General features: G+C 60.6%; 17 protein-coding genes, 2 tRNA genes and 1 pseudogene. 8 read left to right on the forward strand and 12 right to left on the reverse strand.

What is annotated here, in order from left to right:
- Positions 1 to 8: 8 nt before the first annotated feature.
- Entirely contained in the window at positions 9 to 470 is a 462-nt protein-coding gene (locus E8F11_RS24940; protein WP_280291600.1) for a Rid family hydrolase, read from the reverse strand.
- A gap of 260 nt (positions 471 to 730) precedes the next feature.
- Between E8F11_RS24940 and E8F11_RS24945 the strand changes: the two genes are divergently transcribed.
- From E8F11_RS24945 to E8F11_RS24960, 4 genes are all read left to right on the forward strand, one after another.
- The gene (locus E8F11_RS24945; RefSeq protein WP_280291601.1) at positions 731 to 1,417 is read left to right on the forward strand and encodes a hydrolase; all 687 of its coding nucleotides are present in this window, start codon (positions 731 to 733) and stop codon (positions 1,415 to 1,417) included.
- 164 nt (positions 1,418 to 1,581) lie between these two features.
- Positions 1,582 to 1,983 (forward strand): AraC family transcriptional regulator, encoded by a 402-nt coding sequence (locus E8F11_RS24950; RefSeq protein ID WP_280291602.1) that lies wholly within the window; start codon positions 1,582 to 1,584, stop codon positions 1,981 to 1,983.
- A gap of 204 nt (positions 1,984 to 2,187) precedes the next feature.
- Positions 2,188 to 2,607 carry an organic hydroperoxide resistance protein gene (locus tag E8F11_RS24955; protein WP_280291603.1) on the forward strand — a complete coding sequence of 140 codons (420 nt, stop codon included), beginning with the start codon at positions 2,188 to 2,190 and terminating at the stop codon, positions 2,605 to 2,607.
- Between the two features lie 32 nt (positions 2,608 to 2,639).
- On the forward strand, positions 2,640 to 3,653 hold the full coding sequence (locus E8F11_RS24960) for an alpha/beta hydrolase (protein WP_280291604.1): 1,014 nt from the start codon (positions 2,640 to 2,642) through the stop codon (positions 3,651 to 3,653).
- A gap of 241 nt (positions 3,654 to 3,894) precedes the next feature.
- Here the strand turns inward: E8F11_RS24960 and E8F11_RS24965 are convergent, their stop codons facing one another.
- Positions 3,895 to 4,692, reverse strand: coding sequence for an alpha/beta fold hydrolase (locus E8F11_RS24965; RefSeq protein WP_280291605.1), 798 nt, complete (start codon positions 4,690 to 4,692; stop codon positions 3,895 to 3,897).
- Positions 4,693 to 4,755: 63 nt separating this feature from the next.
- Positions 4,756 to 5,220, reverse strand: a complete 465-nt coding sequence (locus E8F11_RS24970; RefSeq protein WP_280291628.1) for a hypothetical protein — start codon at positions 5,218 to 5,220, stop codon at positions 4,756 to 4,758.
- Between E8F11_RS24970 and E8F11_RS24975 the strand changes: the two are divergent.
- Positions 5,135 to 5,478, forward strand: a pseudogene (locus tag E8F11_RS24975) (IS630 family transposase); the annotation flags it as partial. The gene E8F11_RS24970 and the pseudogene E8F11_RS24975 overlap by 86 nt on opposite strands.
- Positions 5,479 to 5,676: 198 nt before the next feature.
- Here the strand turns inward: E8F11_RS24975 and E8F11_RS24980 are convergent.
- The 6 genes from E8F11_RS24980 to E8F11_RS25005 all read right to left on the reverse strand — a co-directional run bounded on the left by E8F11_RS24980 (position 5,677) and on the right by E8F11_RS25005 (position 13,314).
- Positions 5,677 to 6,015: a hypothetical protein gene (locus E8F11_RS24980; RefSeq protein ID WP_280291606.1), complete on the reverse strand. Its 339-nt coding sequence runs from the start codon at positions 6,013 to 6,015 to the stop codon at positions 5,677 to 5,679.
- Positions 6,016 to 6,944: 929 nt separating this feature from the next.
- Positions 6,945 to 7,589 carry an NAD-dependent DNA ligase gene (locus E8F11_RS24985; RefSeq protein ID WP_280291607.1) on the reverse strand — a complete coding sequence of 215 codons (645 nt, stop codon included), beginning with the start codon at positions 7,587 to 7,589 and terminating at the stop codon, positions 6,945 to 6,947.
- Entirely contained in the window at positions 7,582 to 7,992 is a 411-nt protein-coding gene (locus E8F11_RS24990; protein WP_280291608.1) for a hypothetical protein, read from the reverse strand. The genes E8F11_RS24985 and E8F11_RS24990 overlap by 8 nt, the downstream gene beginning before the upstream one ends.
- Positions 7,993 to 8,465: 473 nt before the next feature.
- Positions 8,466 to 8,542, reverse strand: a tRNA-Arg gene (locus E8F11_RS24995).
- A 108-nt stretch (positions 8,543 to 8,650) separates the two neighbouring features.
- Complete coding sequence (locus E8F11_RS25000; RefSeq protein WP_280291609.1) at positions 8,651 to 9,703, reverse strand: Glu/Leu/Phe/Val dehydrogenase dimerization domain-containing protein; 1,053 nt, start codon at positions 9,701 to 9,703, stop codon at positions 8,651 to 8,653.
- 143 nt (positions 9,704 to 9,846) lie between these two features.
- Complete coding sequence (locus E8F11_RS25005) at positions 9,847 to 13,314, reverse strand: indolepyruvate ferredoxin oxidoreductase family protein (RefSeq protein WP_280291610.1); 3,468 nt, start codon at positions 13,312 to 13,314, stop codon at positions 9,847 to 9,849.
- A 201-nt stretch (positions 13,315 to 13,515) separates the two neighbouring features.
- Here E8F11_RS25005 and E8F11_RS25010 point away from each other — a divergent pair, with 201 nt between their 5' ends.
- Complete coding sequence (locus E8F11_RS25010) at positions 13,516 to 13,983, forward strand: Lrp/AsnC family transcriptional regulator (RefSeq protein WP_280291611.1); 468 nt, start codon at positions 13,516 to 13,518, stop codon at positions 13,981 to 13,983.
- A gap of 3 nt (positions 13,984 to 13,986) precedes the next feature.
- On the opposite strand, the gene phnN is transcribed toward E8F11_RS25010, so the two are convergent.
- Positions 13,987 to 14,571, reverse strand: a complete 585-nt coding sequence (phnN, locus tag E8F11_RS25015; RefSeq protein ID WP_280291612.1) for a phosphonate metabolism protein/1,5-bisphosphokinase (PRPP-forming) PhnN — start codon at positions 14,569 to 14,571, stop codon at positions 13,987 to 13,989.
- A gap of 490 nt (positions 14,572 to 15,061) precedes the next feature.
- Between phnN and E8F11_RS25020 the strand changes: the two genes are divergently transcribed.
- Positions 15,062 to 15,388: an Arc family DNA-binding protein gene (locus E8F11_RS25020; RefSeq protein ID WP_041770386.1), complete on the forward strand. Its 327-nt coding sequence runs from the start codon at positions 15,062 to 15,064 to the stop codon at positions 15,386 to 15,388.
- Between the two features lie 118 nt (positions 15,389 to 15,506).
- On the opposite strand, the gene mgtE is transcribed toward E8F11_RS25020, so the two are convergent.
- Positions 15,507 to 16,949, reverse strand: coding sequence for a magnesium transporter (gene mgtE, locus E8F11_RS25025; RefSeq protein ID WP_280291613.1), 1,443 nt, complete (start codon positions 16,947 to 16,949; stop codon positions 15,507 to 15,509).
- A gap of 316 nt (positions 16,950 to 17,265) precedes the next feature.
- Here mgtE and E8F11_RS25030 point away from each other — a divergent pair, with 316 nt between their 5' ends.
- On the forward strand, positions 17,266 to 17,769 hold the full coding sequence (locus E8F11_RS25030; protein ID WP_280291614.1) for a DUF4124 domain-containing protein: 504 nt from the start codon (positions 17,266 to 17,268) through the stop codon (positions 17,767 to 17,769).
- Between the two features lie 45 nt (positions 17,770 to 17,814).
- On the opposite strand, the gene E8F11_RS25035 is transcribed toward E8F11_RS25030, so the two are convergent.
- A tRNA-Arg gene (locus E8F11_RS25035) sits at positions 17,815 to 17,891 on the reverse strand.
- Positions 17,892 to 18,025 lie beyond the last annotated feature (134 nt).

An 18,025-nucleotide genomic window follows, 5' to 3' on the forward strand; every position in this document is an offset into this window, starting at 1 on the left:
AGTGCAGCTCAGATGTCTCGGGCGCCAATCACGGCCTTGCACACGATCTCAATCAGCTGCGGACGCTGGGCAAGCCTCGACACCCCAATGATATTGCTCGCGCACTGGGGCCGCTCAGTGCCATAGGCCGCCTTGCGCACTTTGCCGACTACCGCGAACGCAGCGTCCATGTCCAGCACATAAAGCGTTTCCTCGACAACATCTTGCATAGTTGCGCCATACAAGGCGAGCAGCTTCGAAATGTTGTCGTAAGAGACCCGCATCTGCTCTCCCATCGTAGAGAAATCACTGGGCTTACCGTCGGCGTTCAGCGGCGCCGGGGCTACCAGATGACCTTCCTCATCATGGTTGAATTGACCTGATACGTAGATCTCGTTTCCTACCCGCCGTGCCTGCGGATAGCCATACGCCTCCTCCCAGGAAACGCCCCAGTAGGCGGTCTGCTTGTTGAACGGTTGTGAAGCTGCCATTGCATTCTCCTGCACATGAGGGACCGGCTTGATCCGAATGGGTGGGCGAATGCTAGCAGCGCGATCGCGTATTTGATGGCTCATAAATGAGCCGACATGAGCGCAAAAATGCGCCACCGACAGGCGCCTTGTTTCGTTATCTTTTTGCTCGTCCTCAAGCAGTGACGCTGAGGAGTGCACTCGTGGCTACGGTAATGCCTGCAAGGTGCGGGCCCCGAGACTTGTGCGATTGAACATCATCAAGCTGAAAGGAAACAAAAATGAGCAATCCTAAAACTGAAGTCCTGACTCCGCTTAATAGCCAACTGATCTTCATCGATCAGCAGCCACAGATGGCCTTCGGCGTTCAGAGCATTGACCGGCAAACGCTGAAAAACAATACCGTTGCCTTGGCCAAGGCAGCGAAGATTTTTAATGTCCCCACCACCTTCACCACGGTTGAGACAGAAAGCTTCTCAGGTCACACCTACCCCGAGCTACTCGCTGTGTTCCCGGACGCCCCGCTGCTGGAGCGCACCTCCATGAACTCCTGGGATGATCAGAAGGTACGCGACGCACTCAAGAGAAATGGTCGCAACAAGATCATCGTCTCCGGCTTGTGGACCGAGGTATGCAATGCCACCTTCGCCCTGTCGGCAATGAACGATGCCGGCTATGAAATTTATATGGTTGCAGACGCCTCCGGCGGCACCACCAAAGAAGCCCACGATTACGCCATGCAGCGCATGATCCAGGCCGGCGTGGTACCGGTGACCTGGCAGCAGGTGCTGCTGGAATGGCAACGGGACTGGAAGAACCGCGACACCTACGACGCCGTAATGGAACTGGTAAAGGAACATTCTGGTGCATATGGCATGGGCGTCGACTACGCCTACACCATGGTGCACAAGGCGCCTGAGCGCGTTCAGCATGGCCCCACCTTGCCGCCTGTCGCTGCATCTGTCTGAGCCATCGCCAGCCCCTGCCCTGGGGGCTGTTCACGGACTTGCGAAGGGTGCGCAGTCGACTGAACCGAGTCAACGAGCCTGGCCTGGAACCTCTGGGGATTTCCAATGCCCAGCGCTGTTCGAGTCAGGCGCTCGCATCCTGTTACCTGGATTAATGGATGTGTATGAACAAGGACAAATCTACCGTGCTGGCGACTCTCACACTGGCTTCGACAGGGCAACTCAAATCCTGGCAGATAAGAACTGCCAAACAACTGATGCTGGACAGGCTGGATACCGGCATTTCAGTGACTGAACTAGCCGAAGCTTGCGCATTGTCGCGCAGTCACTTCTCACGCATGTTCAAGGAAAGCACCCGGATGCCCCCGCAGCGATGGCTGCGTGAACAGCGGGTCATGAAGAGCAGAGAGTTATTGAAGGCTTCCACGATGTTGCTCGCAGAGATCGCGCTGGAATGCGGCTTCTGCGATCAATCTCACTTCTGCCGTACATTCGTGAAGGCTGAAGGCATGACACCGCAGGCTTGGCAGCAACAAGCAATCTGCCCGATTCCGGTCGTTGCTTGAGACGGTAAGGCATCATCAACGCGCGAGCGAGCCCAAGCGGACTGAGGTGTAACCCCCTTGAAAATCAATTTGTTACAGCTGCAGACGATTTTTTAAAAAGCTTGCACGCTAAATTGTTGAGCGACAACTTATTGCGAATTATTAGCACGCAAATATTTAAAGCGATAACAGAATCCCCTGAAGACATTCAAAGTGAGGAAAGCCATGAAAGTTCTCTACACCGCAGTCGCAACCGCAACCGGTGGTCGTGATGGCCGAGCCATCTCCAGCGACAAGAACCTCGACGTGAAACTGACCACTCCGAAGGAATTGGGCGGTGCCGGTGGTGATGCCACCAACCCTGAGCAACTGTTCGCCGCTGGTTACTCGGCCTGCTTCATCGGTGCACTGAAGTTCGTCGCCAGCCAGAGCAAACGCAGCATTCCAGCCGACGCCTCGATCACTGCGCGGGTCGGCATTGGCCAGATCCCAGGCGGCTTTGGCCTGGATATCGACCTGAACATCAACCTGCCAGGCCTGGAGCAAGCCGATGCACAAGCGTTGGTGGAAGCGGCCCACCAAGTGTGCCCGTACTCCAACGCAACCCGTGGCAACGTCGATGTCCGTATGCACGTCACCGTCTAACTTCCCGCCTCACCAGAAACAGGAGATATGAAATGAACGTTTTGAACAAAACACTCGTTGGCTCGCTCCTTGCCTTGTCGATCGGTAACGCATTCGCTGACTCTGGCGTCGAACACAACACCCAGGCATTCCTCGATGCACTGAACTCAGGCAGTGGTAAACCCATCGAGCAGCTTTCGCCGAAGGACGCCCGCGCGGTACTGACCGGCGCTCAGGCCGGGGTAAAACTGACACTGCCCAAGGCGGATGTCAGCGAGAAGACCATCACCGTCGACGGCCAGGACATCAGCTTGACCATCGTGCGTCCGGCGGGTGTGAAGGGGACCTTGCCTGTGTTCATGTACTTCCACGGCGGTGGCTGGGTGCTCGGCGACTTCCCGACCCATGAGCGCCTGGTGCGCGATCTGGTCGTCGGGTCCGGGGCGGTGGCGGTGTTCGTCAATTACACCCCGTCCCCTGAAGCGCACTACCCGACGGCGATCAACCAGGCCTACGGGGCAACCAAATGGGTGGCCGAGCACGGCAAGGAAATCAATGTAGACGGTAAGCGCCTGGCGGTAGCGGGCAACAGCGTCGGCGGCAACATGGCAGCCGTGGTCAGCCTGATGGCCAAGGATAAAGGTACCCCGGCCATTAAGTACCAGGCGCTGCTGTGGCCAGTGACCGACGCCAACTTCGAGACAGCGTCGTACAACCAGTACGCCGAGGGGCACTTCCTCACCAAGAACATGATGAAGTGGTTCTGGGACAACTACACCACCGACCCCAAGCAACGTGCCGAGATCTACGCCTCGCCGCTGCGCGCTACCACTGAGCAGTTGAAAGGCCTGCCGCCAGCGCTCGTCCAGACCGCGAGTGCCGATGTGCTGCGTGACGAAGGGGAAGCCTACGCTCGCAAACTGGACCAAGCCGGCGTGCCGGTCACTGCGGTGCGCTACAACGGCATGATCCATGATTACGGCTTGCTGAACGTGGTCAGCCAGGTTCCGGCGGTACGCTCTGCAATGCTGCAGGTTTCCGAAGAGCTGAAGGTTCATTTGAAGTGACCCCCCACTCAAGACCGGAGATGTATGCCATGAACTGGTAATCACCGCCGGAAACGAAAAACCCGCTAAACAGCGGGCTTTTTCGTTTCCGGTGTAGCGTTAGCAGCCCTCCGCCAAGGGCACCTATGGGTCGGTTGCGGTCATTCTCAATCGGCTCCTAGCGACCCTTTGCAGACACTCATAACGTTTGACATGAGAAGCGTCGCCCGGCTTGCCGGCTGACGTCCTATCGATGGAAGGGTTAGACCTGCTCGAGGAAGCGCTTGATCTCGGCATTTACCACCTCTGGCCGAGTGATCGGACCCATATGCCCAAGTTCCTCGAACTCTACGGCGCGTACGCGGGGAAGTGCCGGAATCAAGAGCTGGGCGACACCTTGCGCCGAAGCAGTCGAGCGCTTGCCGGCCATGTACAGGATGGGTACATCGAGCCGGTGAAACATCTGGATGGGCGTGGGCTCAGTGAACAGCGCATGGCCCCATCTGCGCACGTTTGCCACGGAGTCCACTATCGGCTGCCGACGGTGCTCCGGGGTGTTTGCCCAAGCCCCCTCACCCATCCAGTAATCGATGAACACCTTCGCGGCCGCGTCGCGGTCGCCACGATCCAATGCAGCACCGGCAGCAGAGACCGCATCGCGAATGCCATCAGCGCGATTAGGAGGTGGCGTAAACGCGTCGATGAGCGAAAACAACGTTGGCTCGTACAGCACCAGCGCTCGCACGCGGGTCGGGGCCGCGAGGGCAGCCTTTAACGCCACGGCCGCACCATAGGAGTGACCGACCAAAGTGACTGGTGACTGCAAGCGAGCCAAGACAGGCTCAATGAACGCGACCTCATCTGCAAGTGATATGAATCGATCGGAGTGCCAGTCTGGACTATTGCCTGACCCGTAGGAGTCCAGCGCCAGGACGCGGTGGGTCGGAGACAAGAGGTCCATCAGACTACGCCATTGGCTGGAACTGCTGGCGTTGCAGTGGATGCACACGACGGCCGCGCCGCAACCGGCTTCACGGACATATGGTTCAGGTAGGGTCATATGCGCTCCGAGGAGTTGTAGGCGGGTCTAACGTTTGAGCCAAGCGCCTTGCCGGTGGCGGCCTCAGCTTTGCCTCGCTACAAGACTCTGCGCCGTTTCAGGCGTTTCTATCGCCCCACTCGCAAGTGCAATGAGTCTTGGCTTCTTTGAAACCGCGTGGAAGTTCTTATCGAAAGTGACAAAGATATCGCGGTTCCGGTGCGCATGGCTCCAGAAGGCTTGAACGTCACACTTGGCATTGCGCCACTTGGCATCACGGTGCGGCGCATTGACGTCGAGGCCTCGAGCAGAACAGTAGGCTGCCCAGTCGAACTCGATGCCTGGGAACAGTAACTCGTGGATTCGCCGCTCATAGCCTAGACGTGGTTGCGGCAAATGCGACATCGCCCAGAGAGAAACACGACAAGGGTGACGACAATCCCTGCTGCCTTCTGGCTTCGAAAGCAGCATCGCCGAGCTGGACTCGCACGTGATTCTGGACAACAGCGCGATGCACAAGACCGCAGCCATCAGGGCGTGGCTGGACAAGCCCCCCCCGTTTCAAGCTGCACCAGCGCCTCCTGGCTGAACGAGGTGGAAGGCTGGTTTGCGCAACTGGAACGGCGGGCGCTCTATCGGGACGCGTTCCGCAGTGTGGGGGATCTGCGCGCGGCCATCAGGCATTTCATTGAGGCCCATAACGAACACTCAGCCAAGCCGTTTCGCTGGAACGAAACCGCCGAATCCATCATCAGCTCGGTACATCGGGCCAAGCTGGCCGCAATCAAATATAAGTTATTGGTCTAACCATACAATCCGCTAGCTACAAGGTCGAAACTGTCTAAAACGAAATGCCGAGATAGCGCCCCGGAAAGCCAGTATTTCCGGGCTGACCAGCCGTAGTTTTAGACACTGCCCCTAGCTGGCCCGCGTCCCCCCCTGACGAATGAAACATCCGTTTCCCTCCGGGCGGTGCGCATGCCCGGAGGGTCGGACAACTTCAGGTCAATGTCCGAATTCGACCTTTTGTTGATGGATCAGGGATTTGTACCCGGGTGCCGGTTTGGCTACCGACTCGACTTCGTCACTTTCTATTCTCGCTCCGGCCGCCGTGGGTTCCTCCTCGACCAACTGGGCAAAACGCTCACTGGTATCAGTTGTCTGCGAGCGCTGCGCCTGCATTTCCTGATACTGGATTAGACGATCACCGCCGCCTTCGGCGAGCATTAGGAACGGCTGCCGGTCTGTCGGTTGAAGGGAAACACTGGATGCCGGCAACGAAATTACAGCGACAAAAGAAAACAGCAGGCTGGAAAATGCAGTGGTTCTTATTGAAGATTTCATGATGTCCTCCTCGCCCCCCAACCAACCCCCTCCAGCGGAAAATATAGCGGATATTAAGAGCTCTAAAAGATACAGCCAGCACCATCTTTAGTTGCCTGACCGATGGCAAACTTACAGACAACTGGAAATTCGCAACCTTCTGATTGGCATGCCTTATTCCGTCACTTCTGCCTGTTTTCGCAGCATGCAACTAATTTCACCACCCCAAGCAATATATGAAAATAAAAGTATTTCTAATTTGCTTTTCGACACTTCAAATTTCTCTTCGCTATTTGATTATCGCAATTTACTCTGCGAGCAGCCCTCCGCCGCATCATTACAGTACGTGACGAACATCTGGCCACGTCGTTCTGCCCAAATAAAACCGCTCAGCCTTTTTAGCAATAATTAATAGCGAGAAGCGATCTGATGGATAAATGCCGCCGTCTCCCTCTCGAGTCTAAAATTCATTTTGCTTTATCGAATGGCGCGGCCCATCCCTCTAAAAGAAGAGCAGCTATGCGCCGGGCCAAGAGTGGGGGTTCGCAGGCGTCGAGTGCGGGGTCTTAATTAGAGCTCCCCTTAATCCATCATCAGCTCGGTACAGCGGACCAAGCAGGCCGCAATCAAACATAAGTTATTGGACTAACCAGACAATCCACTAGAAAGCAGCAGGGCTTGCCGTCATCCTTGTCGTGTTTCTCTCTGGGCGATGTCGCGTTTGCCGCAACCACGTCCAAGTTAGACAAGGACTTACAGGGCGACAAGGAGAGTTATACAGCAAGCCATCGCGACATGGCATGTCGCCTAGTAGGAGTTAGTGGTGAAGGGCAGTCACCTGCGTTACGCACCTTTTCGCTCTCTTACCGCGAGGCTAAGTCATTCGAGGCAATGCCCCTTTAGGGACAATCGGACACCGTGCTCCCTGAAACGCAGAGTCCTGGACAGGCTCAGCCAAAAATCGCTTTCTGCCAGTGCTCCTCACTCACGATCGCAAGCGGCGCTCCGGCTTCACGAAGTTCAACGGCTTTCTTGATCTTGGTGCCGTAGGTGCTGTGCAACCATTGTTCATTGCCGATGGCGCCAACCACGAGGTAGTGAATTCTCTTGCTAACGCCCGCGCCGATCTGGCCGCCGCGATCGATAACAAGGGCTTCGCAGTCCTTGCGCGGACCGTAGGCCATGACGCCGGTAAACACGAACAGACGACCGTTCCACTGGAGTTCCGGAGCCGGCCTGCAGAGTGGTAGATCAGTGGGCGAGGCATAGGCATTGTCGCTGGCGCGAGGCCGGGCAGTGCTCAAGCCGGCAAAGTTGCGCAGGGTGGTCAGCAGTTCGGCTGCTTCCTCTGCATCGAGCACGCCGTCAGCGAGCATGTCGGAGAGTCGGCGGTAGAGAAGGTTGATTACTGGGTCATCAAGCTGTGAAAGATTGCTTGCGATCCAGTTCTCCAGAAACTCGGCCTCTTGCTGATTAATCCGTCCGTCCGCAGTGATGCCAGCGGCAAGACCGACCAAGGCATCGGCGGAGCGTCTGTCGATGCGGGCTTGATGGAAGAAGCGGCTGTTCTGGAACTCCCCATGCAGGTCAACCATTGTTCTCTCCTTCGTCTGCGCTGTTCTGTTGCTCGGCCAGCTTTGCAACGTCGGGCGTGAACGTCACGACCATACCTGTAGCTGAGCATGTAAGGGTGACTTCAGCTTCTAGGTCGATCTCCAGATCTTGGCCACGCAAGCCCTGCCATTGGGCCAGATAGGAGAGCGCGCCGAACTTTTCCTTCTTCTTCAGTTGGCGCGCAACACCACCTTTCCAATGCAGGGGCGGCAACTCTCCAGCTTTGCAGCGCGCGGCCAAGTCAGGACTCTGGACGGCTAGAGCGCGGCCAGTTTCCCAGCACTTGATCAGGCCACGGTCGGGCCCTTGCCAGGTTTCTGCCCAGCTCTGCTTTGGACGGTCAGGTTCCGAGAAGAGATGACGAATGAGGGAGGTGCCTACCATGGTGAACTCCGCTATCCATGCATTTAGGGCATTCTGACATCACGCAAAGCCAGCGAGCTACAGCTGCACCAGACTATACGCGTCGGTCAAAATCTTGAGCTCCGCTGCAGAAGTGAATCCCAGAACACCAGAAGACGATGGGTGAACGGAAATGCAAGGGGGCATCCGGTCGACTCAGATCAGCACAAGTGGTGCTGAAGGTAGACCACGGCATTCGGGCCACCGAGCGACATGCAAATTGTTCAACGCTTACGGTTTCGAATAGTAGACGCCAGGCAATCACCTGTCGTTAAGAGGGATTTCCGAAGCAGTCATCTGGGTCGTAACCGTTCGCGCGAAGCAGCATTTTGTGCCGAGAATCCCAAGCAAGACAGCCTGGTTTGTGCAGTGATGCAGCAGTTCCTTTTGCACCCACCATGCACCCATGGGAAAAGACCTAACTGACTGCGAGTAGCTGGAAGCCCCTGAATATATGGCGTCCCAGAGTGGGTTCGAACCACCAACCTTCCCCTTAGGAGGGGGATGCTCTATCCAATTGAGCTACTGGGACGTGGCGGGCTCGCCGGGGCCGGCGAGATCCTGAGGACGGGCGGCATGTTAGCGACGTCCGAGCGATTTGTCATGCCTCGCGGAGCGGATGCCCCGCGAGGCATCGTCCTCAGCGGCCGAAGCGCTCTTCGGCCAGACGATCGGCCACTGCGGTGGTGGTGCGACCTTCACGGTCGGCGCGGACGAAGATCTCCCGCAGGGTCTCGCCTATGCCTTCGACGTGCTGCTTAAGCGCGGCTTCGCTGCCGTTGCTGCGCTCGTACCAGACGTCGATGATGCCGCCGGCGTTGATGGCGTAGTCCGGCGCGTAGAGGCAGCCGCGACGGCGCAGTTCTTCGGCCAGGCCGGCATCGGCCAGCTGGTTGTTGGCCGCCCCGGCGATGATGGGCGCACGCAGGGATTCGAGGGTCTGCGGGTTGATGATGCCGCCCATGGCACAGGGCGCGAAGACGTCCACGTCCAGGCCATAGATCTCATGCTGCTCCACTACCTTGGCGCCGAGCTGCTCGGCGGCGCGGCGGGCGTTGGCTTCGTGGATGTCGCAGACCCACAGCTGGGCCCCGGCGTCCTTGAGGTACTGGGCCAGGCTGTAGCCGACCTGGCCGACGCCCTGGATGGCCACACGCAGGCCGGAGAGGTCGTCGCGGCCGAGGCGGTGCTTCACCGCCACGCGGATACCGACGAAGGTGCCATAGGCGGTGGACGGCGACGGGTTGCCATCGCGGGTGCCGCCACCCAGGGCTTCGCGGGTGCCGGCGCCGGCCACGTGGCGACTGCGCTCGGCCATGATGCGCATTTCGGCGACGCCGGTGCCGGAGTCGGCAGCAGTGATGTAACGGCCGCCCAGGCTGTCGACGAAATCGCCCATGGCCTGGAACAGCGCCTCGCTCTTGTCGCGATGGGGATCGCCGATGATCACCGCCTTGCCGCCGCCCAGCGGCAGGTTGGCCAGGGCCGACTTGTAGGTCATGCCGCGGGACAGGCGCAGCACATCGCGCAGCGCCTGTTCGTCATTCAGGTAGGGCCACATGCGGCAGCCGCCCAAGGCCGGGCCGAGGTTGCTGTTGTGGACGGCAATGATGGCCTTGAGGCCGGTTGCCTTGTCGTGGCCGAAGACTACCTGCTCGTGATGGTCGAACTCGACATGGGTGAAGACGGACATGGGGGTTTCCTCGGATTTGTTGTTAACCACTAAGGGGAAGAAAGGGCCTCCCCTCGCGAGGGGAGGCCAGAATCTGGATAAGGCATGCGCGTAGCCCGGGCATCCCTCACCCCAACCCCTCTCCCGGAGGGAGAGGGGCTTTATCAGGCAGCCGGGTCGAACAGTTGCAGTACCTGGATCTCGCTGGCGGTGAGGCGGGCACGGAGTTGCCGCGCCTGCTCGCGGACCTTGGCCAGCGCGCGCTCCTTCACCGGGCCGTAACCGCGGATCTGCTCGGGCAGCTCGGCCAGGGCGACCGCGGTGGCGTAGTTGCCCGGTTTCAGTTCCTTGAGCAGCAGTTCGACCGTGGCTTCGTATTCGCCAATCAACTCGCGTTCGAGCTTTCGCTCGTCGCTGTAGCCGAACGGATCGAAGGCGGAGCCGCGGAGGAATTTGAAGCCGGCCAGCACACCGAAGGCCTTGAGCATCCAGGGCCCGAAGCGGCGCTTGCGCGGCTCACCGGTCACCGGGTCAGGCCTGGCCAGCCAGGACGGCGCCAGGTGGAATTCCAGGTGGTAATCGCCCTGGAACTGGGCCTCCAGCTGCTTGCGGAAGTTGCCATCGCTGTACAGACGGGCCACTTCGTACTCGTCCTTGTAGGCCAGCAACTTGGCGTAGTACTTGGCCACGGCACGGCTCAGGGCCTTGTCCGCGCCGCAGTCCGCCTGGCGCACGCGCTCCACCAGGGCGCGGTAGCGCTCGGCATAGGCGGCGTCCTGATAGGTGCGCAGGTGATCGGCGCGGTACTGGACGATCTCCTCCAGGGTTTCGCACGTGCGTGCGTCCGTTTCCAGCGGCTTGGCCAGCTTTTCCACCGCCGCCAGGTCATGGGCGGCGCGGCGACCCCAGAGGAAGGCCTGCTGGTTGAGCTTCACGGCCACGCCGTTGAGCTCGATGGCCTTGTCCAGAGCGTCGGCGGAGACGGGCACCAGGCCCTTCTGGTAGGCGTAGCCCAGCATGAAGAGGTTGGTGGCGATACTGTCGCCGAGCAGGCGGGTGGCCAGACGGGTAGCGTCGACGAAATGGGTCTTGGCCCCGCCCACCGCGTCCACCAGGGCTTCGCGCATGGCCTGTCCCGGCACCTGGGCGTCGGGATTGCGGGTGAACTCGGCGGTGGCCGCCTCGTAGCTGTTGATCACCGCATGAGCGATGCGCTCGTTGAGCTTGGCCAGGGCCTCCTCGCTGGCCGCCACCACCAGGTCGCAACCGAGCAGCAGGTCGGTCTCGCCGGCGGCGATGCGCACGGCATGGATGTCGTCCTGCCTGGCGGCGATGCGGATATGGGTGATGACCGGACCGAACTTCTGCGCAAGACCAGCCTGGTCGAGCACGGTGCAACCCTTGCCTTCGATGTGCGCGGCCATGCCGAGCAGCGCGCCGACCGTGGTCACGCCGCTGCCGCCGACGCCCGGCAGGAGGATGTTCCAGGGCCGTGCGAGGCTCGGCTGACGCGGCTCCGGCAGGGCCACGAAAAGTGCCTTGGCGCCTACCGCTTCGGGCTGGCGCAGGCTACCGCCATGCACGGTCACGAAGCTCGGGCAGAAGCCTTCGACGCAGGAGAAATCCTTGTTGCAGGCGTTCTGGTCGATCTGGCGCTTGCGCCCCAGTTCGGTTTCCAGCGGCAGTACCGAGAGGCAGTTGGACTTGATGCTGCAATCGCCGCAGCCCTCGCACACCGCCGGGTTGATGAAGGCGCGTTTCTGCGGATCGACCAGTTTGCCGCGCTTGCGGCGGCGGCGCTTCTCGGTGGCGCAGGTCTGGTCGTAGATCAGCACCGAAACGCCCTTGAACTCGCGCAGTTCGCGCTGCACGGCATCCAGCTCACTGCGGTGATGGAAGCTGACGTTGGGCGCGAAGGTGGCGCGGCTCGGGTACTTCTCAGGCTCATCGGAGACCAGGGCGATGCGCTTCACGCCTTCGGCGAAGACCTGCTGGCTGAGCTGGTCGACGCGCAGTTCGCCGTCGATGGGCTGGCCGCCGGTCATGGCCACGGCGTCGTTGTAGAGGATCTTGTAGGTGATGTTGACCCCGGCGGCGACTGCGGCGCGCAGGGCCAGCTGGCCGGAGTGGAAGTAGGTGCCGTCGCCGAGGTTCTGGAAGATGTGCGGGGTATCGGTGAAGGGCGCCTGGCCGATCCAGGTCGCGCCCTCCCCGCCCATCTGGGTGAAGGTGTCGGTATCGCGGTCCATCCACTGGGTCATGTAGTGGCAGCCGATACCGCCCTGGGCGCGGCTGCCTTCGGGCAGCTTGGTGGAGGTGTTGTGCGGGCAGCCGGAGCAGAAGTGCGGGGTGCGCACGGTCTTGTGCTTGGGTTCGGCCAGGGCCTTTTCCTTGGCGGCGAGGAAGGCCAGGCGGGACTCGATCTGCTCGCTGGAATAGATGGGCGCCAGGCGTCTGGCGATGACCCGGGCGATCATCGCCGGCGTCAGTTCGCTGAGATTGGGCAGCAGGGAGTTGCCCTCCTCGTCGAACTCGCCCACCACGCGCGGACGCTTGTCCACCGGCCAGTTGTAGAGCTGGCCGGTGAGCTGGTCCTCGATGATGCTGCGCTTCTCTTCCACCACCAGGATTTCGTCCAGGCCTTCGGCGAACTCGTGCACCGAAACCGGCTCCAGCGGCCAGCTCATGCCCACCTTGAGCACCCGCAGGCCGACCTTGGCGCAGAGTTCCTCGTCCAGCCCGAGGTCGTTCAGGGCCTGGCGCACATCGAGGTAGGACTTGCCGGTGGTGATGATGCCCAGGCGCGGATTAGGCGAATCCAGGGTGACCTGGTTGAGGTTGTTGGCGCGGGCGAAGGCGCGGGCGGCGTAGATCTTGTACATGTTCAGGCGCTTTTCCTGCGCCAGGGGCGGGTCCGGCCAGCGGATGTGCACGCCGTCTTCCGGCAGGACGAAGTCCTCGGGGATCTTCACGTCCACCCGCAGGGGATCGACCTCCACGACGGCGGAGGAGTCGACATTCTCGGCGATGGTCTTGAGCGCCACCCAGCAGCCGCTATAGCGCGACAGCTCCCAGCCGATGATGCCGTAGTCGAGGATTTCCTGGACGTTGGCCGGGTTCAGTACCGGGATGGAGGCGGCGATGAAGGCATGCTCGCTCTGGTTGGCGATGCTCGAGGACTTGCAGCCGTGGTCATCGCCGGCCAGCAGCAGGACGCCGCCATGGGGCGATACGCCGGCCGAGTTGCCGTGCTTGAAGACGTCGCCGCAGCGGTCCACGCCCGGGCCCTTGCCGTACCACATGGCGAACACGCCGTCGTAGCGTGCGCCAGGGAACAGGCCGGTCTGCTGGCTGCCCCAGACGGCGGTTGCAGCCAGTTCTTCGTTGACCCCGGGCTGGAAGTGGACGTGGTTTTCCTTGAGGAAGGACTTGGCTTCCCAGAGGCTCTTGTCGAGGTTGCCGAGCGGCGAGCCACGGTAGCCGGAGATGAAGCAGGCGGTGTTCAGGCCGTGAGCCTTGTCCCGCTGCTTCTGCAGCATCGGCAGGCGGGTGAGTGCCTGGGTGCCGGTGAGATAGAGGTGACCGGTTGCGAGACGGTATTTGTCATCCAGGCGGATCTCGGCCAGAGACATGCGGACGCTCCTTTTGTTTTTATGGCGACCTCGATGGCAACGGTGGGTGCCATCTTTCATTCAGCCCCGGGCAGGATCGCTGCCGCGGACGCATGGCCAAGAAGATGACCGATTGGTGCTGATTTTTCCTTTCTATTTGCGGCCCGAAAAGCCAGACTTGCGCATGATCCTTCCAACAAAAACAAGATTTCGGACTGATTCATGCAGAACCCCCTGAGCCCTATCGACCGCAAGATCCTCCGCCTGCTGCAACACGACGCCGACCTGTCCGCCGCCGAGGTGGCGGAGAAGGTGGAGCTGTCGCAATCACCCTGCTGGCGGCGCATCCACCGCATGCAGGAAGAAGGACTGATCGAGCGCAAGGTGGCCCTGCTCAATCCCAAGCTGCTGGGCTTCTCGATCACGGTGTTCGTCAACATCAAGTTGTCCGCACACGGCCGCAACCACCTCACCGAGTTCGAGGAGGCGATAGTCGGCTATCCGGAAGTGCAGGAGTGCTACACCATGGCCGGCGGCTCGGATTACCTGTTGAAGGTGGTGGCGCGGGATATCGGTGGCTACGAGCGCTTCCTGCGCGACCAGTTGCTGCAGCGCCCCCATGTGCTGGAGGCGCATTCGAACATCGCCATGAGCGAGGTCAAGCGCACCACGGAACTGCCACTGGATTGAGGCTCAGGCGGAGTCGGGCCAGGCGGCCGGGCGGTGCTCTTCGATGAGCTGCAGCAGACGCTGGCAGGTCTCTGCCAGGGAGCCGGAATTGTCCAGCAGGCAGAGATCCGGGTTCTCGCCGGCCAACAAGGTGTCGGCAAAGCCGGCGTTGCGCGCCAGGCGGGCTTCGATCTCCTCCGCCGACTCGCGGCCGCGGGCATGCAGACGCTGACGCAGTACCTGGTCGTCCACCGTCAGCAACACGGCGAGCAGGTGCGGATAGCGCCGCCGGGCTTCCGGCAGGTAGCCGCGGGAGCCGTTCACCAGCACATCGTCGCCTGCAGCCAACCAGTCGTCGATCGAATTCGGGATCCCGTAGGAGAGGCCATTGGCGTACCAGCTCATGGCGAAGTCGCCCCGGGCTTCGCGCTGGGCGAACTCCTCGCTGCTGACCGCCTCGGCCGATTCGCCGCGAGCCTCGGCGGACCGGGTGATGACCCGGCGGGCAACGCGGCAGCCCTGCCCCGCCAGCATCGTGCGCGCGGTATCCAGCAGGCTGTCCTTGCCGGATCCGGACGGGCCTATGAGATAGATCAACCTGCCTTTCATCTGTGCACCTGATGGATATGTGTGGGGGCCGATGGCCGCTGCCGAGGAGAAGTACAACTCTGACGCGAAAAGTCTGAACTCGTTTCGCGGCAGAGCAAGGGATTCTTTCGTGCGGAGCGAGGTCAGACAACAACGGCTACCATCTAAAATGATGGCCAGAAAGCATCACCGTGCCGTCACCGGTCAGGAACGAGCAGCAAAGGCGTCGTGGATAACGCTGTCAGATGAAAGGGACCTGGCCCACAGCCAAATCAAGAATGGACGAATTGATCAGCGACTCTCAATTTGGACAATTGGTGCTGGCCAAAAGCCTCTACAGTGATCACAATCTGACACCAAATTGACGTCAAGGAAACGTTTTGCTGACCTCAGGGTCATACCGAATCGAATCGCGAAACTGGTTGAACAATTGCTGCTAAGGACAGTCAAACCGGTGACAATCTTGCAGCTCATTGCCAGCATCGCTTTCCTGAACTAACCGGTTGAATGTATGCGCCCTATGAAACAGGCTATTTACTCCAGTCGCACGGCTGACAAATTCGTCGTTCGCCTCCCCGAGGGCATGCGCGAGCGCATTGCTGTCGTGGCGCGCAACCACCACCGCAGCATGAACTCCGAGATCATCGCTCGCCTGGAGCAGAGCATGCTTCAGGAAGGCGCCTTGGACGAAGGCGTATCCATGCGCCTGGACAGCCCGGAGCTGACCCTGCACGAACGCGAACTGCTGCAGCGCTTCCGCCAGCTGTCGCGGCGCCAGCAGAATGCGCTGGTGGCACTGATCGCCCACGATGCGGAACTGGCGGCCGAGGAATCCTGAGCCCCCCCCGCATCGAATGAAGAAGCCGGCATCAGCCGGTTTTTTCATGTCTGCATTTCACTGCGCAGCAAACGAAAAAAAGCCGCCCGCGGGCGGCTTTCTTCGTTATCGGCGGGAGTCAGAGCAGGAACAGGGTCGCGAGGCCCAGGAAGATGAAGAAGCCGCCACTGTCGGTCATGGCGGTGATCATCACGCTGGCGCCCATGGCCGGGTCGCGCCCCATCCGCACCAGGGTCATGGGGATCAGCACGCCCATCAGCGCTGCCAGCAAGAGGTTCAGGGTCATGGCGCCGGTCATCACCACACCCAGGGACCAGCTGCCATAGAGGTAGAAGGCGACGAGGCCGATCACCCCGCCCCAGAGCAGGCCGTTGATCAGGGCCACGCCCAGCTCCTTGCGCACCAGGCGTGAGGTGTTGCCGGTGCCCACCTGGTCCAGCGCCATGGCCCGGACGATCATGGTGATGGTCTGGTTGCCCGAGTTGCCGCCGATGCCGGCGACTATGGGCATCAAGGCGGCCAGGGCCACCAGTTTCTCGATGGAGCCTTCGAACAGGCCGATGACCCGCGAGGCGATGAAAGCGGTGATCAGGTTGACCGCGAGCCAGGCCCAACGGTTGCCCACTGACTTCCAGACCGAGGCGAAGATGTCTTCCTCTTCACGCAGACCGGCCATGCTGAGGACTTCGCTTTCGCTTTCCTCACGGATCAGGTCGACCATCTCGTCGATGGTCAGGCGGCCGATCAACTTGCCGTTCTTGTCCACCACAGGCGCCGAAACCAGGTCGTAACGCTCGAACGCCTGGGCCGCATCGTAGCCGTCTTCGTCAGGGTGGAAACTCACCGGATCGGTGGCCATCACCTCGGCCACATGCTTGTCCGGATCGTTCACCAGCAGGCGCTTGATCGGCAGCACACCCTTGAGAACGCCGTCGTAGTCCACCACGAAGAGCTTGTCGGTGTGGCCGGGCAGCTCCTTGAGCCGGCGCAGGTAACGCAGCACCACTTCCAGGGTCACGTCGTCGCGGATGGTGACCATCTCGAAGTCCATCAGCGCGCCGACCTGGTCCTCCTCGTAGGACAGCACGGAGCGAACGCGCTCGCGCTGCTGCGCATCGAGGGATTCCATCAGCTCGTGGATGACGTCCCGCGGCAACTCGGGCGCGAGGTCGGCCAGCTCGTCCGCGTCCATCTCCTTGGCGGCGGCGAGCAGCTCGTGATCGTCCATGTCGGCGATCAGCGATTCACGGACGGCGTCGGATACCTCGAGGAGGATGTCGCCGTCGCGTTCGGCCTTGACCAGTTGCCAGACGGTCAGACGCTCGTTGAGCGGCAGGGCTTCGAGGATGTGAGCGATGTCGGCCGGGTGCAGCTCATCGAGCTTGCGCTGCAGCTCGACAAGGTTCTGCCGGTGGACGAGGTTTTCGACGAGATCCTGGTGCTGGCCCTCCTGACGGTGAGTCAGGTCTTCAACCAGCTTGTGGCGATGCAGCAGATCGATTACCTGGGCCAGGCGGTCCTGCAGGCTCTCTTGCGGCTTCTTGGCTTCTACTTCAGTCATATAGCGCGCTCCACCCCCAGTGGCAGAGCACGCCAAGAGGGGTCAGAAAATCATTTCGCGATTGTGCAATCGGGATTCTGAGTAACTACTGGGTAATTCCATGATGGTTGTCCGAATGCCCCGGCGGGGCTGACCGCGCAATGATAACACCGCCGTCTGGCTCACGCGTTACAAAATCATGGACAGAACAATCGCTTGCATCGCAAAGCTGAGATTGCCTTCATCCTGCTGCGACGTCGGCAATGCCCTTTAGGACACCCGCACAGGGAGGAAGTGACCGGGTACCCTCGAGGGCCCATGCCAAGGAGAAGGCGCCATGCAACGACTCTCGATCATCCTCATCGCCGCCCTGCCCTGCTGCCTCCATGCGCCGCTGCACGCGGCCTCCGTCTATCGCTGCAAAGACGGCGAAGGCCATGTCAGCTTCAACCAGCACGGATGCCCAGCGGACAGCCAGGAAGAGCTGCAACGCCCGAAGTCCCTGAATCTGCTCGGCAGCCAGGCCAACCAGGGAGAAATCAGTGAGGAGTACCTTCCGATTCCGAATCGCGAAAGAGCCGAACACAGCAACGAAGTCGTAGTGGTCGGCGAGCGAGAGGCCCCATGCGACCACCCGATCACACCGCAGGAGCGCCGCCAGGCCATCATCCGCAAACAGGTCCGCGTCGGCATGACCCGTGCCGACGTGGAGAGCGCCCTGGGCAAGCCGGAGCGGATAAGCAGCAGCAATGGCTGGTTTCGCTATCACTACCAGCCGCAGAAAGGCACGCGCCACCAGGTCGATTTCGACGAGTCGGGATGCGTAAGAAGCCGGCGTTGAGCGGACAAAGAAAAAGGGCCTGCATTTCTGCAGGCCCTTTCTGTATGGCGCACTCAGGAGGATTCGAACCTCCGACCGCCCGGTTCGTAGCCGGGTACTCTATCCAGCTGAGCTATGAGTGCGTGTCGGCGCTTTTAGACCAGATCACCGCTGGTTTATCCAAGTTGACCAGCCTAGCCAATCGACTTGAAAAATGGCGCACTCAGGAGGATTCGAACCTCCGACCGCCCGGTTCGTAGCCGGGTACTCTATCCAG

It is taken from the genome of Pseudomonas sp. BN417 (genome assembly GCF_029871205.1).
Taxonomy (GTDB): domain Bacteria; phylum Pseudomonadota; class Gammaproteobacteria; order Pseudomonadales; family Pseudomonadaceae; genus Metapseudomonas.

Excerpts from the sequence above, each read along its gene's own strand:
- E8F11_RS24940 (WP_280291600.1), bottom strand. The coding sequence starts at position 470 with ATGGCAGCTTCACAACCGTTCAACAAGCAGACCGCCTACTGGGGCGTT.
- E8F11_RS24950 (WP_280291602.1), top strand. The coding sequence starts at position 1,582 with ATGAACAAGGACAAATCTACCGTGCTGGCGACTCTCACACTGGCTTCG.
- E8F11_RS25010 (WP_280291611.1), top strand. The coding sequence starts at position 13,516 with ATGCAGAACCCCCTGAGCCCTATCGACCGCAAGATCCTCCGCCTGCTG.
- phnN (WP_280291612.1), bottom strand. The coding sequence starts at position 14,571 with ATGAAAGGCAGGTTGATCTATCTCATAGGCCCGTCCGGATCCGGCAAG.
- E8F11_RS24965 (WP_280291605.1), bottom strand. The coding sequence starts at position 4,692 with ATGACCCTACCTGAACCATATGTCCGTGAAGCCGGTTGCGGCGCGGCC.
- E8F11_RS24990 (WP_280291608.1), bottom strand. The coding sequence starts at position 7,992 with ATGGTAGGCACCTCCCTCATTCGTCATCTCTTCTCGGAACCTGACCGT.
- E8F11_RS25030 (WP_280291614.1), top strand. The coding sequence starts at position 17,266 with ATGCAACGACTCTCGATCATCCTCATCGCCGCCCTGCCCTGCTGCCTC.
- E8F11_RS25020 (WP_041770386.1), top strand. The coding sequence starts at position 15,062 with ATGCGCCCTATGAAACAGGCTATTTACTCCAGTCGCACGGCTGACAAA.
- mgtE (WP_280291613.1), bottom strand. The coding sequence starts at position 16,949 with ATGACTGAAGTAGAAGCCAAGAAGCCGCAAGAGAGCCTGCAGGACCGC.
- E8F11_RS24945 (WP_280291601.1), top strand. The coding sequence starts at position 731 with ATGAGCAATCCTAAAACTGAAGTCCTGACTCCGCTTAATAGCCAACTG.
- E8F11_RS24960 (WP_280291604.1), top strand. The coding sequence starts at position 2,640 with ATGAACGTTTTGAACAAAACACTCGTTGGCTCGCTCCTTGCCTTGTCG.
- E8F11_RS25000 (WP_280291609.1), bottom strand. The coding sequence starts at position 9,703 with ATGTCCGTCTTCACCCATGTCGAGTTCGACCATCACGAGCAGGTAGTC.
- E8F11_RS24955 (WP_280291603.1), top strand. The coding sequence starts at position 2,188 with ATGAAAGTTCTCTACACCGCAGTCGCAACCGCAACCGGTGGTCGTGAT.
- E8F11_RS25005 (WP_280291610.1), bottom strand. The coding sequence starts at position 13,314 with ATGTCTCTGGCCGAGATCCGCCTGGATGACAAATACCGTCTCGCAACC.
- E8F11_RS24985 (WP_280291607.1), bottom strand. The coding sequence starts at position 7,589 with ATGGTTGACCTGCATGGGGAGTTCCAGAACAGCCGCTTCTTCCATCAA.
- E8F11_RS24980 (WP_280291606.1), bottom strand. The coding sequence starts at position 6,015 with ATGAAATCTTCAATAAGAACCACTGCATTTTCCAGCCTGCTGTTTTCT.